Genomic DNA, 23,552 nt, shown 5'->3' with positions numbered 1-23,552 from the left:
ATAATACTTCCGCCTAAGGAGGTTTACAGTGACATCATCGTATTTATCGAATACCAGTTTAGCAAAAAACTTTTCCAGTATTACCATCGGAATTTCTTCCCCGGACGCAATTCTTAGCCGTTCGTACGGAGAAGTGACAAAGGCCGAAACGATTAATTACCGCAGTTTTAAACCGGAAAAAGACGGTTTGTTTTGCGAAAAGATTTTCGGTCCCGTCAAAGATTGGGAATGCCATTGTGGAAAGTACAAACGCATCCGTTATAAAGGTATTATTTGTGACCGTTGCGGCGTCGAAGTGACGTTGAAAGCGGTGCGCCGCGAACGGATGGGGCACATTGCTTTAGCCGTGCCCGTTGTTCATATTTGGTTTTTCCGCTCGTTGCCATCAAAAATCGGCAGCTTGCTGGGATTGAGCATTAAGCAATTAGACAAAATAATTTATTACGAAAATTATGTTGTGGTTCAGCCCGGCAAGAGTGGATTGAAATACAAAGACATTATTCCGGAAGAAGAATTATACCGTATCAAAGAAGAATTAGGCGTTGAAAATGAATTGTTGCCTAACACCGATCCGGACAAATTTATTGCATTGATCGGTGGAGAAGCCGTCAAAGAATTGCTCAAACGTTGCGATGTCGAACAGATGTCGATCGACGCCCGTAGAATTCTTCGCGATCCTTCAACTTCTATGCAAAAACGTACGGACGTTCTGAAACAACTCCGTGTTGCGGACGCATTTCGCAATCGCGAAGGTGATACCTACAACATGCCGGAATGGATGGTACTTGATGTGATTCCGGTTATTCCGCCTGAATTACGTCCCTTAGTGCCTTTGGAAGGCGGGCGTTTCGCTACCAGCGATCTTAATGATTTGTATCGCCGTGTGATCATTCGTAATAATCGGCTTCGCAAATTAATCGAGATCAAAGCGCCTGAAGTGATTTTGCGTAATGAAAAACGCATGTTGCAGGAAGCGGTCGACTCCTTATTTGACAATTCAAGGAAAACAGCCGCTGTACGCAGCGACAGCAATCGTCCTCTGAAATCGTTATCAGATATGCTCAAAGGTAAACAAGGACGTTTTCGTCAAAACCTTTTGGGTAAACGTGTAGATTATTCCGGCCGTTCAGTGATTGTTGTTGGTCCGGAATTAAAACTTCATGAATGCGGATTACCAAAAGAAATGGCCGTTGAGTTATTCAAGCCGTTTATTATCCGCAAATTGGTTGAACGCGGTTACGTCAAGACGGTCAAGAGTGCAAAACGCATGGTGGACAAACACGGACCGGAAGTTTGGGAAATCCTTGAAAAGATTGTTGAAGATCATCCGGTCATGCTCAATCGCGCTCCTACGTTGCACCGTCTGGGTATCCAGGCATTCCAGCCTGTCTTAATTGAAGGCCGTGCCATTCAAGTGCATCCGTTAGTTTGTGCCGCATTCAATGCTGACTTTGACGGCGATCAGATGGCCGTTCACATTCCATTGTCATATGAGGCTCAAATTGAAACCCGGTTGCTGATGCTCTCAAGCCATAACGTTATTCAGCCTTCCAGCGGTCGTCCAATTGCGATACCGTCACAGGATATTGTGTTGGGATGTTATTACCTTACCAAAGAGAAAAAAGGTGGCTTGGCTGAAGGAAGTAAATTTGCTTCCATCGAACAAGTACGTATGGCATTCGATGCCGGTTCGGTTGAACTTCATTCAAAGATCAAATTGCGTATCGAAGATCCGAATGCTAACAGTAAGAAACCGGTTTTTAAATATATCGATACGAGTGTCGGCCGAGCCATTTTTAACGAAATCGTTCCGAAGGGAATGGGGTATTTGAATGAATTACTTACCAAGAAAAAGATGGAAGAGATCGTTTCCAAGATGCATTCGATAATTGGAAATCTCAAAACCGTTGAATTTCTTGATAATTTAAAAATGCTCGGGTTCACATTTGCTATGCGATCAGGTTCATCCATCGGTATTGACGATGTATTGTCACCTCCGAATAAAGAAGACGTTCTCAAAGAAGCCAAACAACAAGTCGAAAAAGTTCAAAAAACTTATCGAATGGGCTTGATGACGGACGGTGAACGTTACAATAAAATTATCGATATCTGGACGCATGCATCGAATGATGTTGCAGCGGCCATGTATAAAGCGATTACAGTCTCCCGCGACGGTTTTAATCCCATTTTCATGATGATGGATTCCGGCGCTCGTGGATCCCGTGATCAGATCAAACAGCTTGGTGGTATGCGCGGTCTGATGTCGAAACCGCAAAAATCAATGACAGGCCAAGTCGGAGAAATTATCGAACACCCGATTACTTCTAGTTTCAAAGAAGGCCTTTCGGTGTGGGAGTATTTCATTTCAACCCACGGCGCGCGTAAAGGTCTGGCCGATACGGCTTTGAAAACGGCTGATGCCGGTTATTTGACTCGTCGATTAGTGGACGTTGCACAGGACGTTATCATCACTGAGGTTGATTGCGGTACTATTTTAGGCGTCAGTACAAGTGCAATCAAAGAAGGTGAAGAAATTAAGGAGTCGTTGGGTGAACGATGTTTAGGTCGTGTAGCTGCCGACGACGTTGTCGATCCTTCTTCCGGAGACGTTGTGATCGAAGCAGGAGAGTTGGTCGATGAAGATAAAGCCGAGATGTTATCCAATTCTGCTATTGAAACTGTTGTTATTCGTTCCGTATTAACATGTGAATCCAAACGCGGAGTATGTTCGAAATGCTACGGACGTAATCTTGCAACCGGAACAATAGTTGATATGGGTGAGGCCGTCGGTGTTATGGCAGCGCAATCAATCGGTGAACCTGGAACTCAGTTAACTTTGCGTACCTTTCACATCGGTGGCGTTGCTTCACGTATTGGTGAACAACCGCAGGCATTGGCCAAATCAAACGGCAAGATCACATTCGGACAGGGAATCAAATTCCTTGAAAGAAAATCAGATAACTCGCGTATTTGTTTGAGTCGTAACGCACGTATTGAATTGCACGAAGACGGACGATTGGTTTATGCATACAAAGTTCCTTACGGTGCGACTGTGGCTGTTCGTGACAGTCAGACTGTGAAAAAAGATGATCTCATCATGACATGGGATCCGTACAATACGCCAATAATTGCTGAAAATGATGGCGTGGTGCAATTTGAAGGAATCAAAGAAGGTGTGACCTGCCGTGAAGAAGCCGATGAAGCAACCGGTATGAAGCACTTAGTGATTATTGATTCCCGCGATAAAAAAATTACTCCAACACTCGTCCTGAAGAAAGGCAGAGAAACGCTGGAATCACACATTCTTCCGACCCGTGCGTATCTTGTGGTGAAGGATGGTGACGATGTAGTTTCAGGAGATCCGATTGCGAAAATTCCACGAGAGATGTCCAAAACTAAAGATATTACCGGCGGTCTACCGCGTGTGCAAGAATTGTTTGAAGCCCGCAGGCCGCGTGATTCCGCCATCGTCAGTGAAATCGACGGCTATATAAAGGTCGGTAAGATCTCTCGCGGATATCGTGAAGTAAGCGTTGAAGGAAAAGAAGGCGAAGCGAAATCTTATAAAATTCCGTTTGGAAAACACCTTATTGTTCATGATGGCGATTACGTGTACGCCGGTGAACAATTGTGTGACGGTTCGGTCGCTCCACACGATATTCTTCGCATCAAAGGTCCTTCGGAAGTACAGCGTTATCTTGTCAACGAAATTCAGGAAGTGTACCGTACGCAAGGCGTTAAAATCAACGATAAGCACATTGAGATTATCGTTCGACAGATGCTGCAACGTGTTCGCATTCTGGATCCGGGCGATACGATTTTCTTACAAGATGATCAGGTTGATCGTTTAAGATTTTTAGACGAAAACCAGAAGATTCGTGAAAAAGTCGTTATTACCAATAAAGGGGACTCAAGCCTAAAAGATGGCCAGATTCTCACTAAGGCCGAGTTGGATAAGATTCTCAAGAAATATGAGAAGAAAAAGGGGCCGGAATTCAGAGAAGCAATGCCGGCGACTGCTGAACCGCTGTTATTGGGAATTACGCAAGCTTCATTGAGTACTGAAAGTTTCATATCAGCTGCTTCTTTCCAAGAAACGACTAAAGTTTTGGCTGATGCTGCAATTAGTTGCAAAACTGACTATTTGCTAGGTCTGAAAGAGAACGTGATCATGGGACGTCTTATACCTGCTGGAACAGGATTAAAACAGTATCAAGACATCCGTGTTACTTCAAAAACTTTAGCCGAAGAAGGAAAAAATGGAAACGGATCCAAGCGATCCAAGAAAGAAGTCGCCAAATAGATTAGTGAAATAAAGTACGTTTTAACGAAAAGTGATGTTCAAATCATAGGTTTTGGGCATCACTTTTTTATTTAGTTAATTTAATTATTTGTTTTTTATTATTTTACAGTACACACTTTTTTAAAAAAATACTTGTTTTCAAGAGGAAAATAATTTATAATAACTGCCTTTTATAAGGTATTGTCATTAACCTTTTGTTTATTTTAAAGTAATAGGTAAACAAGCCTAGAGTTAGGCATATCTTGCAACCAAATGGAAGGAAAGTAATAGTGAGTCAAAGAGTAAAAAACACGTTGAAAGTCTCTGTTTCTATTGTTTTTAGTTTGTTAGGTGTGTTTTTGGTAACTTCGTTGATAACCGGATACATTGGAGGTGATTCAGTTATCGACCAGCAACGTAAAGAAATCGAAAAATTGCGTGATGAAAATCGTCAATTGAAGATTGATAATTCAATATTGCAGAAGTATAAATCTGAGGTTGACGAAATCGATCAGAGAATTGCTAATTTGAAAAGTAATGGATTTTTACCTGATAAGCTTTTGATTCGTTATATTCAGCGAAAATCCCGTGAAATGAACATTAGCGATGATTTTGTTATTAATGTTTTGAAAACTGAAAGCTCATTATGGCAATTCACGGATGGGGCGCTTGGGGAAGTTGGCGGTTATCAGATATTGCCCAGCACTTTGGCGCATTATCTGAGAATATTTGGAGTTGATGAAAGCCAAATTAATATTGAAGATTATCGGGACCTCAAGACTAATACCGAATGGGCTTACGTATTATTTTTAGATATGCGTCAAAAGAAGAAACGTCTGGAATGGAAGGATTGGAATACTGGATTTCAATCTGTTGCACAAAAGTAAGAAATAAGAAAAAATTAAAAACCTGTTAGAGTAGAATCTAACAGGTTTTTTTATTTCTATGTCAGGCGAATTATGGTTTACATAATATATATTATATATCAATTGACGGTATAGGCTATTTGCCAAGTTGTGCCTTTAAAGCTGCGAGTTCTGAATCAACATTGGAGTCTGAAGTTAGTTTTTTAAATTCATCATCTAACGATGTCGATTCACCGGCAAGTTCTGAATGAGCATCGGCCTCGGCTTCAACATCTTCAACTTTCTTCTCAAATTTGTCAAAATTCGCAAAAGCATTTCCACCAACGCCGCTCATTTGTTGAGCAATCATTTTCTTGGCTTTTGCGGCCTGATGACGTGCTATTAAGGTATTTTGTCGAACGCGGGCCTCGTCAAGCTTGGCTTTTAATTGTGTCAATTGAAGTTTCATTTGTTCAGCCGTTTTAGTGGCCTCAGCCAATGTCGATTCCAATGAGTTGGCAGCTGTCATATACGATTGCTTCTTAGTTAATGCCTGACCTGCCAAGTCGTCCCGGCCGGCATTAACAGCTTGAATGGCCTTATTTTGCCATTCATCGGCTGATTTTTTGTTTTCATTATACTGTTTTTCCAATCTCTTTTGATTCGCTATAGCCGAGCCAACAGCCGTTGTTGCCTTATTGACGGCTTCTTCCATTTCAATGACCATTTGTTTAATCATCTTTTCCGGATCTTCGGCTTTATCCAGAAAATCATTAATATTTGCTTTCATAATGTCTGTCATACGTGCGAAGATGCCCATATTTACCTCCGTGAATTTAGGTTAAATGTAATTTTATATATTTTAATGATTTAACTCAAATTAGTAACTGTATCTTGTATTAAATAATCAACTACTGCGTGTAAATTTTTGCCGCTTTGTTCAAATACTTTAAGTTGTCTATCGGCACTACTGCCTTCATCAAGTATCTTATAAATATAATTGATCTCATTCCGGCTCCCCAATTCATCAACAGATTCATCGATTAACCTTATAAGCTCGTAAATCAGATCTTTAACGTGAACTTCTTCTTGCTTACCAAAATCGACTAGTTTGCCATTCAAACCATATCGGCTCGCCCTCCATTTGTTTTCTGATATTAAAGCATTGGAATAATTTCTCCAACTAAGGTTTTGCTTATACAATTTGTGATACAACGTATGCATCAGTGCCTGTACTAACGCAGCGATGGCTATTGTTTCATCCGCACGAGTTGGTAAATCACAAACGCGAATTTCTAATGTACCAAAACTTGGATGAGGCCTGGCATCCCACCAAATTTTCTTGCGGTTGTCAATACAATTCGTTTTGAGTAATAAATTTACATAATTATCGAATTCAGACCAGGATTCAAAATATGGAGGAAGATCTGTTCGTGGAAATCTCTTAAAAATCTTTGTTCTTATTGACTTTAAACCAGTATTCCGCCCTATCCAAAATGGTGAACTTGTTGACAAGGCCAAAATATGTGGTAAAAAGTATCGAATTTGATTTAGAATAGCAATGCATGATTCATTATCGGGCATTCCGATATGAATGTGCAAGCCAAAAATCAGGTTAGCCCTGGCTAAATCCTGCATATTTTCAACTATTTGCTTATAATGCTCATGTTCACTGATTTCCTGTGTTTTCCAATCGCTGAATGGATGTGTGCTTGCTGCCACAATCTTCAACCCCCTTTTTTCGGCCAGTTTTGACAGCGTGCTCCGGAGTTTTACCACATCCTTTTTTGCCTCTTGAATTGTGTGGCAGATGTGAGTCCCTGCTTCCACGACTGATTGGTGCATTTCCATTTTGATTTGCTCAGCCAAAATCATCTTACCTTCCTCGAGTAGCTGGGTACTTACATGTGAACGTAATTCTTTTGTCTGAGCATCAACTATTTGATATTCTTCTTCAATGCCGAGCGTAAAAGAGTGTTTATCGGGCATTGCGTTTCCCTTTTTTACGATTTGATACTTTTTTGTTTTTAGAGCGTTTAAATACTTTATTTTTAATTTTGTTAGATGATTTGGTTTTAAGTGTTACTTTAGCGCTGATTCGAGATTTTTTTGTTGCTATTCTTTCAATCACAAATGTGGGAGTAGTTCCACCACCGGCTGTTACATTCGCTAAAGATGAGGAAGATAAACGAGTCAAAAGACCTTCAGTTTTTGATCCAAACACATACGGATCCAAGTCTACAACCATATTGACGTACTTGATAGAATGGTTGTCAACAATTGGGAATGCAGCTCGGGGAATTTTTACTATTTCTTGAACCACATAAGGTTCGCCATTTACTGCGTCATTGATAATTTGATTCCACTCAGTTTCATTCGTTTCTTTTCCGAGATATACCCCTTTTCCACCATATTCGTCATTAGGTTTAATCACAAATTGATTTTTGTTAATAGAGATGTAATTCACTAAATCAATTTTTCTCCCATTGAAAATCGTATTCTCATTACAAATCAATCGCGTCCAAGGTATATGTTTAGCAATAACAGAAAGTTCATCAGAATTAAATAAGTTCCGATTTTGTTCATGAGTCAAGACTGCAAATAAAGATTTCTTGTGGACAAGTTTTGCACGAAATGGATTAATCATACAAACATCGTGATTACGATAGGCATCGACCAATGCCTTGGTTTCATCGGGCTTTTCAACACAATCATTGGTAAGAATTCGTTTATACACCAAATCAATGGCAGTGCCGTTGTGTTTCAATCGACCATTTGAATACTCTAAATCCCTTGGATCGGCGATAACACAGTTCAAGCCTTTACTTTCAAAAAATTCTTTGAATAGTTCAAACTCAGTATAAGTCGGTACTTCTCTCCAATCGACGATCGCTATAGTCGGTTTTTTAGATTTATTATTTCCGCGATATTCGTTATAGGTTTTTAATAGCCCGTCAAGTAATGTCTGTCGGATTTTGAATTTATGTACCCTGAAGCGTTTCTTAAAATCTTGGACAAATGGCAACCGGCTATAAACATCGGCTGCAATTTCAGAATAAGCAATCCCCGCAGGACATTCCGCGTTCAATTCGACAAAACAAAACTCTTCATCACTCAAAAAAGAATCCCATCGTGCCGTTATAGAGAGCCGATCATATCCGGGGTGGATCATAACCAACGATCGTTCTTTATCGATCAATCCTGCTTGACGCAAATATTTTTCATCAGAGAGAGCGGCTTGCTTGAATTTAGTAACGGCATTTCTCAGTATCTTGCAAACGTGACGAATATACTGGTATTGCTCGATGCTGACAAAGTTCGGCCGTAAAAAATTGAACATGGAACGACCACCGAAAGTCAATTTTCTCTTTTCACAATCTTTGGAAAACTGTTGATAAATTTCCGGAATGGATTGCGCGTACGTCTCTAAACTGCTATTATAAAAACGGATTGCTTCAGGGATATTGGTGGTCATGCTTTTGATTTCTTTTTTACTTTGGACGTCTTTGAAGGCGTCGAATGATCCAATCCTTTAAGAAATTCAGACCAGCGATACTGATTGACTTCCCTGCTTTTGTCTAATACTCTTTCTATGGCCATTGCTGTGACTTTGCTTAGTACCCACTCAAAATTAGGCGGTGTAACCGAATGATAATCACAATCTGGGGCAGGATTCATATAGTCAATGGCGTAAGGGACTCCATTCCGGACAGCAAATTCAAGGGTATTTATATCATATCCAAGGGCTTTGCACAAATCAATGCAAAATTGAGTAATTTGTTTCTCCATCTTTGGAGCCAATGGTTTTGGATTTTTTACGTAGCGTTCATGAGGTTCGGCGCCGGGATCATATTGCATAATTCGGACATCTTTTTTTCCGATACAGTAGCAACGATAATATTCTTCGAATTCTATTCCTTCTTGTAACACCATGCACAGACTTTCAGTCAAGTCGTATTTTTCAAAAAAGTCTTTGGGTGAAGTTACTTTATAAACGTGTCTCCAACCACCGCCATCAAAGGGTTTTAGAAAAGCCGGAAAACCAACGTATTCAAACAATTGATCCCACGGCAGCGGGTAAACTAAATTACGAAACGATTGATCCGTCGTATTAGGCGGATGTGAATGATGCGGCAATATGACTGTCTTGGGGACAGGAATTCCCATTTTTTCAGCCAGGGAATAATTAAAAAATTTATCATCCGCTGACCACCAAAATGGATTATTGATGACTTCGGTACCATTGAGCATCGCATTTTTCAAGAATGCGCGATAATAAGCTACTTCGTGAGAAATTCGATCGATGATTAGTTTATAGCCGGTTGGTTCAGCCATCTTAGTTCCGCTCAGCATGATAAAGTCCGCTTCGATATTTAATTTTTTTTCCGCAGCTATTTTGTTAATATTGGCAACCAACGCATCCGGAAACGTAGTCTCCATTCCTCTCAAAACTCCAATTTTCAATTTTTTGCTCATACAACAGTATCCTCATATTTTATCGGTAATGTAATTGTAAAAAGATTCCGAATCGTTAAAAATTTTTTGAGCATCATGCACGTCAGCCACGTCATTGTCAGTTTGAATTTTTTTTACGATAGTAAGTAGTAGTTCATAATAGCGTATCGGAATGATGTTATTATCGATGTAGTTCTGTTTGAAAATCAGGATTGAATCGGACGTTTTTTCGGGTTCAGTATGATTTTTTTTCAGAAAAGCACGCAATGTAAAAAAAACGCTATGGTAGCAACTTAGAATTGCATCCTCAAAGCGTTCTGCCTGAATATGTAATTCCGCATGACCTAGGGTTTCATCGGCTTTTTGTAATAAAACCCCGGTTCTGTATCGGTCATCGATCTGCATGGCTGACTGAAGAAAAAAATAGTATTGGATAATTTTGATATGCAAAAAAATATAGATAACTCATTACTGATATGCAAGCCAAACAGGACTTAGAACAATTGACAAAAAATATTTGATTTTTCATTTCGATTCGTCTATATTTGACCCGCATTTTTAAGAACACGAATATCGCCACAATAGCTCAGCGGTAGAGCAGCTGTTTCGTAAACAGCAGGTCGCAGGTTCAAATCCCGCTTGTGGCTCACTTTTAAATATTAAAGCATCGTTTTTCAGCGATGCTTTTTTGTTTTGGTTCTAAGTTATCTAAGAATTCCGGCAGATTGGCAGAGGTGCAGATTATAAAACCGTAACTCCCCCATCGATAGAAAAGACTTGACCGGTTATATAATCAGATGAATGTGCGAGAAAAATAATCATGTCGGTAATATCGGACGGTTTGCCATATTTTTTAAGTGGTATTCGTTCAATGGAAGGCTGATGATCGATACCGGTTTCCTCATTTGGAATAATAATCGTACCTGGAGCTACAGCATTGACGCGGATATCAGGTGCAAGCGCTTTGGCCATGGATTTAGTCAACATGATCACTCCCGCTTTGGACACGTTATAAGGAATATGCTGGGTCCACGCTAAGTATCCTCCCAATGATGCTAAATTAATGATATGGCCGGATTTCTGTTTAAGCATGATTTTCGCAGCTTCTTGCGCGCACAAAAAGGTACCTTTCAAATTGATATCGATAACTTGGTCCCATACTTCTTCAGGCGTTTTCTCCAACACAAAGGCTTTAGGGAAGATTGCTGCATTATTGACCAACAAATCTAAACGCCCAAATTTTGTATATAATGACCGAAACATTTTTTGAACCTGCAGCTTTTTTGAGACATCCGCTTTAATACAAATACATTTACGACCGAGAGAATGAATTTCATCAACGGCCTTCTTAGCACCACTATCGGCTGAATTATAATTAATAACGATATCGAATCCATTTTTAGCTAAGGCAACGGCTATTTTCCTTCCTAATCGCCTTCCCGAGCCCGTTACAAGCGCAACAGGATAATTGGGATATTTTAATTTCATATAGTTATCAATTTTGTTAAAGGTGAAATTTATAGTGTAGTATAGCTAACTTAAGGAAAAAATAAAAAGCGAGCTATAGACTCGCTTTTTATTTGAAATTATTTTATGACTTATTGTTTTAACTTGACATATTCAACTTTGCACTGGGCCGTATCGTTGTCATCATTCATAAAAAATATTCCAACACCGGCCGTTTCAGGAAATTCAGTTTCCACGTTCGCTATTTCAATCCAATCTCCGTCTATTGTGCTGTAATATGCCGTAAATGTATAACCTTTTCGTTCTAATTTAAAATAGACCGGCGTTTTTAAATGTTCAATTCTTTTTTCGGTTTGCGGTAAAGTAATATCGTTAGCATAACCGTTTAAATAAACATATTCGCCGTGGTATTCAACATACGTTCTCACATATTGCTTGCCGTTCAATGCATATAAACCCACACCAAAACTATAGTATTTAGCCCAATCATAACGGAATTTAGTTTCAATGGAAAAATCTCCTGTTACATTAGGATACTCTAAACGTGGAGCTTTTTTATTACCCTCTTCAGGTTTGAAATTTTCGTAACCGGCAACTGTCGCGGTCAAGTTTTCTCCTAAGAACGAACTCTTCGAGTTACCGTCTTGATCAATCCATTTAAAGTTGCCAAGAGATTTATTTTTAAAATCTGTCTGGTTTCCATTGCCTGAAACGGTCGTCATCATTTCCTTTTTCTCGCTCTTACTTTCGGTTTGAACCGCTTGGTCTTCGTTTTGTTCTTCGGATTTTGTCTCGACACCGGATTCTTCGTCATTATCCGAAGATTCGGCTATTTCATCGTTACCTTCTTCGGCTTTGATGATTACGACATCCGGATCATTCGTCATTCCCATGAGCATTTTGGTTGCGCTCATGGCGCTGGATTTTGCTTTATCTAATTTTTTCTGTCCGGCATAATCTTTGTCAATGGCTTCAATTGGTAATAGAGCTAAAGCATAAAAATATTTTGTCGCTGGATCCTGCCACGTTGCATGAATACGCATAGAGGCTAAGGCCGGTTTGATGTCTTTGTTTTTGTATTTATTTTTGAGCATTTTTTCAATGCCCTTCATCGCTTTGCTTTCGGCTTTTTCTTTTGCTTTATCGAGTTTATCATTTTTTGCAACACCTACGGCTACGAAATTTTCAGCGGCAAATGTACCGGGGTTGTTTACCCAATCGGGTTTTTGAGCCAAAAGGCTTCCCGCAATTACAAGAGATAATAACACCATTCTCATAAGGCTGCACTCCTCTCACTTAAGTTTTATTGAGAACGCGCATGTATCATTATTTAAAAAATGAGGTAAACGACGACAATAGCGCTTCGGCTTCTTGCGGCGTACGTGCCTCTACAATCGTTCGAAGGATGGGCTCAGTATTCGATTTTCTAAAATGAATCCATGAATGGTCGTAAATCAGTTTGACTCCGTCAGTTTTATCTACTTTTTGAGCATTATTTTTATGCGTAATTCGCTGCAAAACTTCGTCAGCGTTAACTTTACTTAATTCAATTTTTGTTTTGATCATTGCGTACTGAGGTAATGTTTGCTTCAGTTCACTAACTTTTTTTCCTGTGGAACAGAGATGCTGTAATATGAGAGCAATTCCCGTTGCCGCGTCACGTCCGAAATGGATTTCGGGCAAAATAACCCCTCCATTGCCTTCTCCTCCGATGACGGCATTCTTTTCTTGCATTTTAGTAGAAACATTGATCTCGCCAATTTTAGTACGAAATACGGTACTACCATATTTTTGTGCGATATCATCAATGACCATGCTAGTGGAAGCATTGATAACTACAGAACCGGATTGTTTCGACAATATAAAATCGGTTGCTAATGCCAATGTATATTCCTCTCCGATAGGCTGACCATTTTCATCTACAATTGCCAGCCGGTCAACATCAGGATCGACGGCCAATCCTATATCCGCTTTGAACTCAAGAACAGCATTGGATAATTGGCCGAGATTTTCGACGACCGGTTCCGGGTTTCTTGGAAAAATTCCGTGTGGCTCTTCATTTAAAATTACAACATCGCATCCCAGTTCCTGCAGAAGTTTAGGAATAAAAATTCCACCGGCTCCATTGACGCAATCAACGGCAACTTTAAATTTGCGATCTTTTATCTGTGTGACATTTAAATACTCCAGTTCAAGTATTTGATCGATATGATTTTGAATCGCGTAATCATAATATTCAATTTTTCCAAGCCGGTCCCAATGTTGATACAGTATATTCTCTTTCAAAGCCAATTCAATAACTTCATTGCCCTGAGCTTGATCGAGGAAGAGTCCTTTAGGACCGATCAGTTTTAAGGCGTTCCAGTTTACCGGATTATGACTGGCTGTAATAGCAATTCCACCATAAGCTTTAAGGTTTTTTACGGCAATTTCAGTGGTAGGCGTTGAAACAATTCCGATATCGATAACACGGCAACCGGTTGCCAATAATCCGGCGACGACCGCCATGCGTACCATTTCGCCACTGACCCGTGAATCACGACCGATTACAATTTTTCCGCCGTTTGCCCATGTTCCAAACGCCGAAGCATACTTTGTTATTATTTCGGGAGTGAGGCCTTCGCCGACAATTCCGCGGATTCCTGAAACACTAATCATAAGGTTAGATTCAGGAACAGCATGAATGGGTTCTTGCTGTCTAGCAACAGTATTTTTCTTGGTTATGAGTTTTTTTACGCGACCTTTTGAAGAGATTTTTACAACAGCTGAATCTTTTGTCGTGTGGGCTTTTGTTTTTTCGATTTTATTTTTTTTAGTTTTCATAATAATTGTTTCAGTAACTATTTCACTAGCTCAAATAATTTATTCAAAGCTTCTTTCAGCTTATCGACTTCTTTTCCTCCGGCCGTTGCCAGATGTGGACGTCCCCCGCCGCTTCCACCGGCTATTTTGGCAATTTCTTTGATTAAGTTACCGGCGTTCAAATTTTTCGATTTGATCAGATCGTCAGTAACTACACACACGAAAGCAATATTTCCGTTGTTTGATGCGGCTAGAACCCCCACGCCGGATTTCAGTTTTTCACGAAGACTGTCTCCCATCGATTTAAGTTCAACCCCTTGCGGCAAATCGACTTTCTCTGAGACGACTTTGAAACCGTTGATTTCGCGTGCATTTTTGATCAAAGTATCGATCTCCAATGCCGCTATTTTTAGATTCACTTGTCCTAATTCTTTTTCAAGATTTTTTCGTTCGGTAATCAAATGGCCTACGCGATCAATAATCTCATTCGATTTACAGGTCAGTAAAGCTTGCAATTTGTCAGAAATTTCTAAAGCCTCATGGATCATTTTTTCTGCTAATTCTCCGGTCACCGCCTCAATTCGGCGTACTCCCGATGCAATACTTGATTCGGATATTATTTTGAAAAAGCCTATAAAACCGGTTGATGGCACATGGGTTCCACCACAGAATTCTTTACTAAATTCCCCAAATTGTACGACATTAACCCATTCGCCATATTTATCGCCGAAAAATGATAACGCTCCCATTTGTTTGGCTTGACTAATCGGAATATTCCGATGATGCTGTAACGGGATGTTTTCACGAATTTTTTGATTAACAATTCGCTCAATCTGCTCGATTTGTTCGACCGAAAGCTTTTCAAAATGTGAAAAGTCAAACCGCAAGCGGCTAGGTTCGACAACGCTTCCGGCTTGGTGCACATGATCTCCCAATACAGAGCGCAACGCTGCGTGTAAAAGATGCGTCGCCGAATGGTTTTTGATCGTAGGATTCCTGTGCTCTGGTAATACTTTTAACTGTACAGCCGAATAATTTTCAATGTTCAAATCTTCCGGATCATCAACGAAATGAATAGTCACATCGTTTATTTTTTGAGTATCCCACACTTCCAATTTTGTGCCATTGAATTCAATCACGCCTTTGTCTCCAACTTGTCCTCCCGATTCTGCATAAAACGGCGTCTGATCTAATATTAATTGTAATTGATGTCCATCGCGATGGTACTTGATCAGGTGTGCTTCTGAAGCCAATGTATCGTAACCAAGGAATTTAGTTTTAACATCCTGATTGACTTGTTTCCATTTAATGTCGGCTGCAACGAATTTCTTTTTGCCTTCCTCGCGTGAACGTTCTTTTTGTTTCGTCATTGCTTCGGTAAACTGATTTTCATCAACGCTTAATCCTCTTTCCGCAGCCATGACGCGTGTTAAATCGAATGGAAAGCCGTAAGTATCATATAATTTAAATACATCGTCGCCCGCAATCATTTTGAAGCCTTTTTTCTCCACCTGCCGGACAACATCTTCGAAAACTTCGATTCCTCTATCCAGTGTACGATTAAAATTTTCTTCTTCAGTTTTAATTACTTTTTCTACAAAGGATTGGCGGGATTTAATTTCCGGAAAAGCATCGCCCATTGATTGTACGACGTATTTTACAAGATCATGTATAAAAGGTTCGCGCATATCCAATTTGCGTCCGTACATCGAAGCGCGTCGCAGAATTCGACGTAATACATATCCGCGTCCATCATTGCCCGGTACGGCGCCATCCGTAATTGAAAAAGTCAACATTCTAAGATGATCAGCAATAACGCGAAACGACGGCTGTGTAACGGCTGTCTCGTACGATTTTTTAGTGCGTGATTCAATGCCGTGAATGATATCGGTAAATATGTCAATATCATAGTTGGACTGTTTATTCTGCAGAACTCGCACTACGCGCTCAAATCCGGCGCCTGTATCTACATGCTTCGATGGTAATGGTGTCAAGCTACGATCGGCATTACGGTTGTATTGTATAAAGACCAAGTTCCATAATTCGATGACATCCGATGAGCCGGCATTCACTAGTCTACCGCCATCTCCATTCGGAGTAAGATCAATATGAATTTCCGAGCATGGGCCGCACGGCCCGGTTTCACCCATTTCCCAGAAATTATCCTTTTCGCCAAACCGCATCACATGGGATGGATTGATATCGGTTACCTGTTTCCAAAGCTCTTCCGCTTCCGTATCATCCTTGTAAACGGTTGCATAGAGCCGCTCTTTGGGTAATCCCCACTCTTTAGTAAAAAGTTCCCACGCCCAAGTAATCGCTTCTTTTTTATAATAGTCTCCGAATGACCAATTACCCAGCATCTCAAAAAAAGTGTGGTGATACGTATCGTGGCCAACTTCTTCCAAGTCATTATGTTTTCCACTGACACGAATACATTTTTGTGAATTAACCGCACGCGTATAGTCGGATTTTGTAGAACCGAGAAAAATCGGCTTAAACTGATTCATTCCGGCATTGGTAAATAATAAGGTCGGATCATCTAATGGTACAACGGAACTGGACGTTACGAATTTGTGCCCATGTTTTTCAAAAAATTTGATAAAATCAGAACGAATTTGTTGTGAAGTTGCGCCTGGCAAGGAATGTTCTCCAAATTAAGATATAATGAACTTGAATGGCGCTAATATAGAGAAGAAAAACTCTTAAATCAAATTGAAAACAGGCTGTAAAAGCTTCAAACAGGCAGTTCTACAAAAAAAGAAGTCCCTTTTCCGGTGACACTTGTAAAGTGGATTTGACCCTGATGTCTTTGGATAATGCCGTAAGCCATTGACAAACCCAATCCCGTGCCTTTGCCAACGCTTTTGGTCGTGAAGAATGGATCAAATATTTTTTCACGTATGCCATCAGGAATTCCGAAGCCGTTGTCCGAAATTTCAATAACAAGGCGATCCTTATCAAGAGATCCTTTAAGTATAATTTGCCCGTTTTCAGCCGAACCTATTGCATCAACAGCATTTTGAATTAATGCAAAAAAAGCCTGATTCAATTGTGAAGGATAACATTCTATTTCAGGCAATTTGTCAAAATTACGGGAAATTTTTATTCCCGCATCTTTACTTAATGCCTGGTTCAATGCTGATTCAACACAGTCAGCAACATTAGCTTTTTTTTGTTCGGCTTCATCAAGTCGTGAAAAGCTTTTTAAATTATTTACGATAGTCGCGATTCTGGAAGATCCTCGTTCACACGATTCAACAGTTTTATGTAAATCGTCTAGCAAAAAATCGTATTGAATGCTTTTTTTAAATTCCTCGATTTCATTCCGGCTTCCAGGTCGTTCATAAAGCTCCAAAAGCTTTTTAATATCGTTCAGATAGTCGTTGATTGTTTGTAGATTACCATGTATAAACCCCAATGGATTGTTGATTTCATGAGCTAATCCTGCCGTCATTTTCCCCAACGAAGCCATTTTTTCAGATTGAATCAATTGAAGTTCTTTTTCTTCCAGTTGCTTATATGCTGTCTGTAATTGCTGCTTCTGACTTTTGAGAACAAATTGATTGTAAAAATCTTTTTTTCGCAAATGAACATTGATGTAGGATCCGGCAATTCCGACTGAAACGAACAATAACATTACAACTTGTCTGTATAAAAATTCGTCCAATGAGAAATCAGCGTGCAGAAAAAAAATCGATATGTTTGACAGAAAAATAATTCCGAACAACAAGAGATAATGCTTAATTGAAAAATAAAAAAATACAAGAATATAGACGATCATCAGCCAATAAATTGGATATGTGGGCGCATTATATCCACCCAATCGAATAATAAAAAAAGGAAAAGTAATTGCCCAACTGCAAAAAAGGATCAAAGCAACGTTAGTAATGTTTTTTATAAAAAAAGGAACCCGAATAAGCCACAACAGCAAGAAACACAATCCAATCAAGGCAGTATTATAGTATGGAAATCCCCACTCACCGACCAATCTCCCTATACCCACAATCATTTGGCTGATAATTACTATCCAGATAAAGACTATAGCATTGCGTAAATTTAATCGATTTTGTTGTACTGTAAATTCTTCAACTGCATCGGGTGTCTCTTTATAAAATGCATCAATCTCATGCACATTATAATGAATCAAGTTGTCTATAAAGGAAATATTCACGTAGTACTCGTTAGATTATTATTAATAACAAGATATGTCTGGTTCATTATTTAATCAAGTTGAGAGTTTACCAGCATGCGCCCGATTGTATTTCAAAGATTAATTGCGTATTTTCTTTTGATTGAAAAAAATACAATGAAAATTATTAATAAAATACCTGTCTGGAACACTCCTGATGAAAACGCCTTAAGACAAATTCTGACGTGCGCCAAAGATGAGAGTGTTGCCGGCGCAGCTTTGATGGCCGATCATCATAAAGGTTATTCAATGCCGATCGGCGGCGTTGTGGCGTACCGTAACAAAGTATCTCCATCGGGCGTCGGTTATGACATTTCCTGTGGAAACAAAGCAATTAAAACTGATCTGACGCACAGTGATATTCGTCATAATATCAAATCCATCATGGATGAGATATTCAGTCGAATCAGTTTTGGAATTGGCAGGGTGAATGAAGAAAAAGTCGATGATCCGTTGTTTGACTTGCCTGTCTGGCGTGAAATTCCTTATCTCAAGAAGTTTAGAAGTCTGGCTGAAGCCCAATTAGGAACGGTTGGTAGCGGCAATCATTTTATCGATATTTTGGTGGACCAAGACGATCAGATTTGGGTAGCTGATCATTTTGGATCGAGAGGTTTAGGACACAGAATTGCAACAGGTTTTATGAATCTCGCGCACGGAAGGAAATTTGAAGATTCACCTCGTGGTGAAAATATGGATGCACCGGCAACTGTTCTCGATTTGCGGTCACAGCTCGGCCAGGATTATTGGCAATGTATGGAACTTGCGGGACGTTATGCTTATGCCGGACGCGATTGGGTGTGTGATCGGGTTTTAAAAATTCTTGGCGCAAAGCCACTCGAACAAATTCATAATCACCATAATTTCGCATGGGAAGAAAGCCATAATGGCGAGAAACTAATTGTCGTACGTAAAGGCGCAACGCCGGCATTTCCCGGTCAAAAAGGCTTTATTGGCGGTTCTATGGGCGATAATTCGGTTATTATTGAAGGAATTGAACATCAGGAAAGCCAGTTATCATTTTATTCGACGGTGCATGGGGCCGGCCGTGTCATGAGCCGTCGCGCTGCTGCCGGTAAATGGCACAAAAACAAAAGAGGCCACCGTGTGCGCAGTGGCGGTGAAGTAAGCGATGGTATGATGCTTTCGTGGATTAAAGAAAAAGGCGTGGAGTTACGCGGCGCCGGTGTAGATGAATCTCCCCATTGCTACCGACGATTGAATGAAGTCCTCAATGAACACCAGAATTCTATCAAAATTTTATATGTTCTTCGCCCCATCGGTGTAGCTATGGCCGGTGAAGATGTGTTTGATCCTTATAAAGACTAGTCCTACAATAAAATCCTACGGGTGAGTTATGAATATTCTTGTATTGAATACGGGTAGTTCTTCGGTGAAATTTCAAGTTATCGAAACGAATCTAGAGCTTATCGAAAAAAATGCCGATCGGAAAATCGCTTCCGGTTTAATTGATCGGATAGGCAGTGAATCAATTATTACATTTCGTGTTCATGAGACGGAAGCAACTTATAAACAAACCGCTCCAATCCGCGATCATAAAATCGCCGTCGACAAAATTATCAAGTGGATCGTTTCAAAAGAAGCTAATCTCAGTACGATCAAATCCCTCACCGATATCCACGCCGTCGGGCATAGAGTCGTTCACGGAGGTGAAACTTTAACCGCATCGGTTTTGCTCGACGATGCTGTGATCAGAGAAATTGAAGATTGTATTGAACTGGCTCCATTACACAATCCAGCGAATCTGAAAGGCATCTATGCCGTTCAGGAAATTTTCGGTAAAGGTATCAAGCAAGTTGCAGTATTTGATACGGCATTTCATCATACAATTCCCGATTATGCATATCTGTACGCCATTCCCTACCAATTGTATCGCCGTTATAAAATACGTCGCTATGGATTTCACGGTACTTCTCACCGGTACGTCGCCTATCGCTACCGCACTATCAATCACATTGAAAAAGACAAAGTTAATCTCATCACATTGCATCTTGGAAATGGCTGTTCGATTTGTGCGATTAAAAACGGAAAATCTTTTGATACATCCATGGGTATGACGCCGCTTGAGGGATTGGTTATGGGTACACGATCCGGTGATTTGGATCCGGCAATCATTCAATTTTTAACATTGAAAGAAGGTTATTCGCTTGCCGAGGTCGAAACAATTTTTAACAAACAATCGGGGCTTTTGGGTATTTCGGGTTTAACTAATGATATGCGAGAATTAATAGCTGAAGCCGATGAACATGATGATCGCCGTGCAAAACTCGCCATTGAAATTTTCTGTTATCGTGTCAGAAAATACATTGGCGCATATGCAGCAACAATGGGCGGGATTGATGGGATAGTTTTTACGGGCGGCATCGGTGAAAATTCAGACAGGATACGTCAAAAAATATGTGAAGGCCTGGATTGGTTTGGAGTGAAACCGGATCAAAATGCCAATAAGAATCTCAATGCCGGAAAAGAAGGCAAATTCTCTGCATCCGAATCAAAAGTTACACTTTGGGTGATCCCGACAAATGAAGAACTTTTAATCGCTCGCGACACCGTACGGTGCATAGAAAAGAACAAACAAAACTAATGTTCAAAACGCTTTTCACCGGCGCGGATCTCAATTGAAAGTAGGTTTTCTTTAGGAGGGTAAGGACAGTTGTAGTTATTACTGTATGCACACCACGGATTATAGGCCAGATTAAAATCCAAAACGTACCTATCATCGGGCTTTTCTTCTAAATCCAAATAACGACCTGCATCGTATGTTTCTTTTCCCGTAGTTGCATCTTTAAAAGGAATGAACAGATAATTTTCATGGCCTTCAATAGGAGGGTTGGCCTTAAACACATTCAGCCGATTGACAGTTCCGTTTAACTCAAATTCAAAATAGCCGTATTCAATATAGTGTTTTCGTTTTCCCTTTGACGTCAACATTTCAAGCTCACGGGGGTTGTCATATTTATTCAGTTTAATCCAAAAACGATATGTAGAATCTTCGGGGAAATAATTCAATCCGTGAAAATGTTTTTTTAGACTGTCACTTAACGGCGATTCCGCGCCTAAAAAATAGGCGTCTTTCTCGGTACGTCTTTTTAAAAGATCTTCAATTTCAGTAGGTGGCACAGTCGTCATTACCTTCTGACATCCAATCAGAATTGCAATGCATAGAATTATTGGTTGAATCAATAACTTCAGGTTTTTAAACAAAAACTTTAACTGGATCATGATAATTCTAAAAATATTAAAAAATTGATGTAGAGTAATTACTTTACAGCATCAACCAACTCTCTGGCATTTTCCAAAGTTGCTTCAGTTACTGTTTCCCCGCCTAGAAGCTTAGCTACTTCATGAATTTTCTGTTCAGCGTTCAATTTAGTGATACGGGTCTGCGTTTTGTTACCATGAGTGGATTTATGAACTGAGAAATGACATTGAGACATACTGGCGATTTGTGGCAGATGCGTTATACAAATGGTCTGGTGGGATTGAGCCAGCGCATATAAAGCTTTACCGACCGATTGGGCAACTCTTCCCGATATTCCGACATCGATTTCATCGAATATGAGGGTAGGAATTTGATCCGATTCTGCCAATGCCGTTTTCAAACTTAACATAATTCTCGAAATTTCCCCGCCGGATGCAACTTTTATTAAAGGTTTAGGATTTTCTCCTAAATTGGTGCTCAAGAAAAATTCAACATGATCGATCCCTTTAGAAGTTGCTTTGATGGGTTCCCCTTTTATCTTTACAATACTTTGAGAATCGGTAATTGTATCAATGTGAACATTAAATACAGCGTTTTCCATTCCAAGCTTTTTCATTTCATCAACCACAAGCTTTTCTAATTTATTTGCGGCTTTTTTGCGTGCTTGGGAAATGTCTAAAGCTTTTTCGATATAAAGTTGAACGTCTTTTTGGAGTTGTTGCATTAGTTTCTGTAATTCGGCGTCAAAATTTTCCGATAGGTTGATCTGTTCTTCCAATTCCGTTTTTTTCAAAAGAACATCTTCAATTGATCCGTATTTCTTCTTTAATCTTTGAATTTTAGATAATCGTTCACGAATAGCTTCCAATCTTTCCGGATCAAAGCTTATATGATGATTGTAATCACCTATCCAACGGGCAGTTTCTTCAATAGTAATTTTGGCTGTTTGAAATTGTTCTGCAACGTCTGAAAATTTGCTGTCAATGGATTTGAGTTCGTTAAAATCATTTTCGATACTTGCCAGATTACCAATCATTGCATTTTCGGCTTCATATAAGATATCAAAAATTTTTTTCGTCAGTTCAAATAGTCTTTCAGAATTACCTGATATCTTTTCTTCCTGCAGCAATTGTTCATCCTCGTTTGGTTCAGGCGCTACATCTGTAATTTCTTTTAACTGATGAGAATAAATCTCATGCTTTTCTTTATAGGATTCTTTTTGAGAGCTGATTTCCTGAATTTTCTTATTGAGGTCTGAGATTTTCTTGTACTGATCCGCAACTTCATTCGCTGAAACTTCCAGGCGGGCAAATTCATCCAGAATGTCAATATGTACTTCCTGGCGAAGTAAGTATTGATGCTCATGTTGGCCGTGGAGATCAACCAAAAGGTCTCCGATTGAATTTAAAACGCTATTGGTGATCAAATTATCATTGACAAAACAACGGCTTTGTCCTTTAGCCGAAATTTCCCTCCGAAGCACGATGGAGTCATCTGAAATCTCAATATCCTGTTCGCGTATGAATTTTTTTAGCTTGGCATTTTTTGTAATTTGAAAATGACCTTCAATGATTGCACGCTCTGAACCGGTTCGAATAGAGTCTGTACTCGCCCGTTCGCCTAAAATCAACGATAAAGCGCCGATTAAAATCGATTTTCCGGCACCTGTCTCGCCGGTAATGATGTTTAATCCGTTTTCAAAAGTTATTTCCGCTTCTTCAATAAGCGCAAAATTTTTTATGTACAACAATGTTAGCATTGCTCGACAGAAAGCTGAAGGATGGAAAAATTTCGGTGAGAATTTACAAAGAAAATGAATAAAATCTATGACAATTTTTTGAAAAGGTTGGCCATTTCTATCGCCGACAAAGCTGCATCCCAGCCTTTGTTACCGCTCTTAGTGCCTGCCCTTTCGATTGCTTCTTCGATGGAATCCGTCGTAAGAATTCCAAAAATTGTCGGGATTCCTGTCAACAAACCCACTTGACCCACGCCTTTCGCCGCCTCGCCTGCAACATAATCAAAATGCGATGTCTGTCCACGAATAACGGCTCCCAGACATATGATGGCATCGTATTTTTTTGAGAGAGCGATCTTATGCGCTGTTACTGGAATTTCAAATGAACCGGGTACTTTGATGATATCAATTTTATCGGCCGTGCCATCATGACGTGTAATACAATCGATAGCGCCTTCTAAGAGCTTATCAGTGATGAAATTATTGAATCGGCTTACTATAATTGCAAATTTATGATTCGCGGCTGAGTAATTTCCTTCGATCGTCAT

General features: G+C 39.8%; 17 protein-coding genes and 1 tRNA gene. 5 read left to right on the top strand and 13 right to left on the bottom strand.

From position 1 onward, the window contains the following. The first annotated feature begins 79 nt into the window (after nucleotides 1-79). Together rpoC and K1X84_01595 are read left to right on the top strand one after the other, a co-directional pair. On the top strand, nucleotides 80-4,303 hold the full coding sequence (gene rpoC / locus K1X84_01600; GenBank protein MBX7150305.1) for a DNA-directed RNA polymerase subunit beta': 4,224 nt from the start codon (nucleotides 80-82) through the stop codon (nucleotides 4,301-4,303). Between the two features lie 293 nt (nucleotides 4,304-4,596). Continuing rightward, a complete protein-coding gene (locus K1X84_01595; GenBank protein MBX7150304.1) occupies nucleotides 4,597-5,169 on the top strand; it encodes a hypothetical protein in 573 nt (190 codons plus the stop codon). A 115-nt stretch (nucleotides 5,170-5,284) separates the two neighbouring features. On the opposite strand, the gene K1X84_01590 is transcribed toward K1X84_01595, so the two are convergent. From K1X84_01590 to K1X84_01570, 5 genes are read right to left on the bottom strand one after another with little or no spacing between them, the layout of a single operon-like run. After that, nucleotides 5,285-5,947 (bottom strand): PspA/IM30 family protein, encoded by a 663-nt coding sequence (locus tag K1X84_01590; protein ID MBX7150303.1) that lies wholly within the window; start codon nucleotides 5,945-5,947, stop codon nucleotides 5,285-5,287. A 50-nt stretch (nucleotides 5,948-5,997) separates the two neighbouring features. Next, nucleotides 5,998-7,116, bottom strand: a complete 1,119-nt coding sequence (locus K1X84_01585) for a carboxylate-amine ligase (GenBank protein MBX7150302.1) — start codon at nucleotides 7,114-7,116, stop codon at nucleotides 5,998-6,000. After that, nucleotides 7,106-8,602, bottom strand: coding sequence for a circularly permuted type 2 ATP-grasp protein (locus tag K1X84_01580; GenBank protein ID MBX7150301.1), 1,497 nt, complete (start codon nucleotides 8,600-8,602; stop codon nucleotides 7,106-7,108). Before K1X84_01580 ends, K1X84_01585 begins: the two co-directional genes overlap by 11 nt. Next, on the bottom strand, nucleotides 8,599-9,603 hold the full coding sequence (locus K1X84_01575; GenBank protein ID MBX7150300.1) for a hypothetical protein: 1,005 nt from the start codon (nucleotides 9,601-9,603) through the stop codon (nucleotides 8,599-8,601). Before K1X84_01575 ends, K1X84_01580 begins: the two co-directional genes overlap by 4 nt. A 12-nt stretch (nucleotides 9,604-9,615) precedes the next feature. Next, nucleotides 9,616-10,032: a HEPN domain-containing protein gene (locus tag K1X84_01570; protein MBX7150299.1), complete on the bottom strand. Its 417-nt coding sequence runs from the start codon at nucleotides 10,030-10,032 to the stop codon at nucleotides 9,616-9,618. 125 nt (nucleotides 10,033-10,157) lie between these two features. Here K1X84_01570 and K1X84_01565 point away from each other — a divergent pair. After that, nucleotides 10,158-10,229, top strand: a tRNA-Thr gene (locus K1X84_01565). A 94-nt stretch (nucleotides 10,230-10,323) separates the two neighbouring features. On the opposite strand, the gene K1X84_01560 is transcribed toward K1X84_01565, so the two are convergent. From K1X84_01560 to K1X84_01540, 5 genes are all read right to left on the bottom strand, one after another. Then, a complete protein-coding gene (locus K1X84_01560; GenBank protein MBX7150298.1) occupies nucleotides 10,324-11,070 on the bottom strand; it encodes an SDR family oxidoreductase in 747 nt (248 codons plus the stop codon). A 110-nt stretch (nucleotides 11,071-11,180) separates the two neighbouring features. Beyond that, nucleotides 11,181-12,326 (bottom strand): DUF1349 domain-containing protein, encoded by a 1,146-nt coding sequence (locus K1X84_01555; GenBank protein ID MBX7150297.1) that lies wholly within the window; start codon nucleotides 12,324-12,326, stop codon nucleotides 11,181-11,183. Nucleotides 12,327-12,375: 49 nt separating this feature from the next. Further along, on the bottom strand, nucleotides 12,376-13,707 hold the full coding sequence (glmM, locus tag K1X84_01550) for a phosphoglucosamine mutase (protein MBX7150296.1): 1,332 nt from the start codon (nucleotides 13,705-13,707) through the stop codon (nucleotides 12,376-12,378). 182 nt (nucleotides 13,708-13,889) lie between these two features. Next, entirely contained in the window at nucleotides 13,890-16,493 is a 2,604-nt protein-coding gene (gene alaS / locus K1X84_01545; protein MBX7150295.1) for an alanine--tRNA ligase, read from the bottom strand. Nucleotides 16,494-16,588: 95 nt separating this feature from the next. Continuing rightward, nucleotides 16,589-18,025 (bottom strand): HAMP domain-containing histidine kinase, encoded by a 1,437-nt coding sequence (locus K1X84_01540; GenBank protein ID MBX7150294.1) that lies wholly within the window; start codon nucleotides 18,023-18,025, stop codon nucleotides 16,589-16,591. 135 nt (nucleotides 18,026-18,160) lie between these two features. Here K1X84_01540 and K1X84_01535 point away from each other — a divergent pair, with 135 nt between their 5' ends. Together K1X84_01535 and K1X84_01530 are read left to right on the top strand one after the other, a co-directional pair. Beyond that, nucleotides 18,161-19,372 (top strand): RtcB family protein, encoded by a 1,212-nt coding sequence (locus K1X84_01535; protein ID MBX7150293.1) that lies wholly within the window; start codon nucleotides 18,161-18,163, stop codon nucleotides 19,370-19,372. Between the two features lie 28 nt (nucleotides 19,373-19,400). After that, on the top strand, nucleotides 19,401-20,648 hold the full coding sequence (locus K1X84_01530; GenBank protein MBX7150292.1) for an acetate kinase: 1,248 nt from the start codon (nucleotides 19,401-19,403) through the stop codon (nucleotides 20,646-20,648). Here K1X84_01530 and K1X84_01525 read toward each other — a convergent pair. The 3 genes from K1X84_01525 to ribE all read right to left on the bottom strand — a co-directional run bounded on the left by K1X84_01525 (nucleotide 20,645) and on the right by ribE (nucleotide 23,552). After that, the gene (locus K1X84_01525) at nucleotides 20,645-21,268 is read right to left on the bottom strand and encodes a DUF1684 domain-containing protein (protein MBX7150291.1); all 624 of its coding nucleotides are present in this window, start codon (nucleotides 21,266-21,268) and stop codon (nucleotides 20,645-20,647) included. The genes K1X84_01530 and K1X84_01525 overlap by 4 nt on opposite strands. A gap of 56 nt (nucleotides 21,269-21,324) precedes the next feature. Further along, nucleotides 21,325-23,025 (bottom strand): DNA repair protein RecN, encoded by a 1,701-nt coding sequence (recN, locus tag K1X84_01520; protein ID MBX7150290.1) that lies wholly within the window; start codon nucleotides 23,023-23,025, stop codon nucleotides 21,325-21,327. Between the two features lie 65 nt (nucleotides 23,026-23,090). Next, a complete protein-coding gene (ribE, locus tag K1X84_01515) occupies nucleotides 23,091-23,552 on the bottom strand; it encodes a 6,7-dimethyl-8-ribityllumazine synthase (protein ID MBX7150289.1) in 462 nt (153 codons plus the stop codon).

The organism is bacterium, assembly GCA_019695335.1.
Lineage (GTDB): Bacteria > CLD3 > CLD3 > SB21 > SB21 > JABWBZ01.
This window is presented reverse-complemented; position numbering and strand designations above follow the sequence as displayed.

Bases quoted from the DNA above. Each gene is read 5' to 3' on its own strand.
- K1X84_01580 (MBX7150301.1), bottom strand. From the start codon at position 8,602: ATGACCACCAATATCCCTGAAGCAATCCGTTTTTATAATAGCAGTTTA.
- K1X84_01535 (MBX7150293.1), top strand. From the start codon at position 18,161: ATGAAAATTATTAATAAAATACCTGTCTGGAACACTCCTGATGAAAAC.
- K1X84_01585 (MBX7150302.1), bottom strand. From the start codon at position 7,116: ATGCCCGATAAACACTCTTTTACGCTCGGCATTGAAGAAGAATATCAA.
- ribE (MBX7150289.1), bottom strand. From the start codon at position 23,552: ATGACGATCGAAGGAAATTACTCAGCCGCGAATCATAAATTTGCAATT.
- K1X84_01560 (MBX7150298.1), bottom strand. From the start codon at position 11,070: ATGAAATTAAAATATCCCAATTATCCTGTTGCGCTTGTAACGGGCTCG.
- K1X84_01530 (MBX7150292.1), top strand. From the start codon at position 19,401: ATGAATATTCTTGTATTGAATACGGGTAGTTCTTCGGTGAAATTTCAA.
- K1X84_01575 (MBX7150300.1), bottom strand. From the start codon at position 9,603: ATGAGCAAAAAATTGAAAATTGGAGTTTTGAGAGGAATGGAGACTACG.
- glmM (MBX7150296.1), bottom strand. From the start codon at position 13,707: ATGATTAGTGTTTCAGGAATCCGCGGAATTGTCGGCGAAGGCCTCACT.
- K1X84_01590 (MBX7150303.1), bottom strand. From the start codon at position 5,947: ATGGGCATCTTCGCACGTATGACAGACATTATGAAAGCAAATATTAAT.
- K1X84_01555 (MBX7150297.1), bottom strand. From the start codon at position 12,326: ATGAGAATGGTGTTATTATCTCTTGTAATTGCGGGAAGCCTTTTGGCT.
- recN (MBX7150290.1), bottom strand. From the start codon at position 23,025: ATGCTAACATTGTTGTACATAAAAAATTTTGCGCTTATTGAAGAAGCG.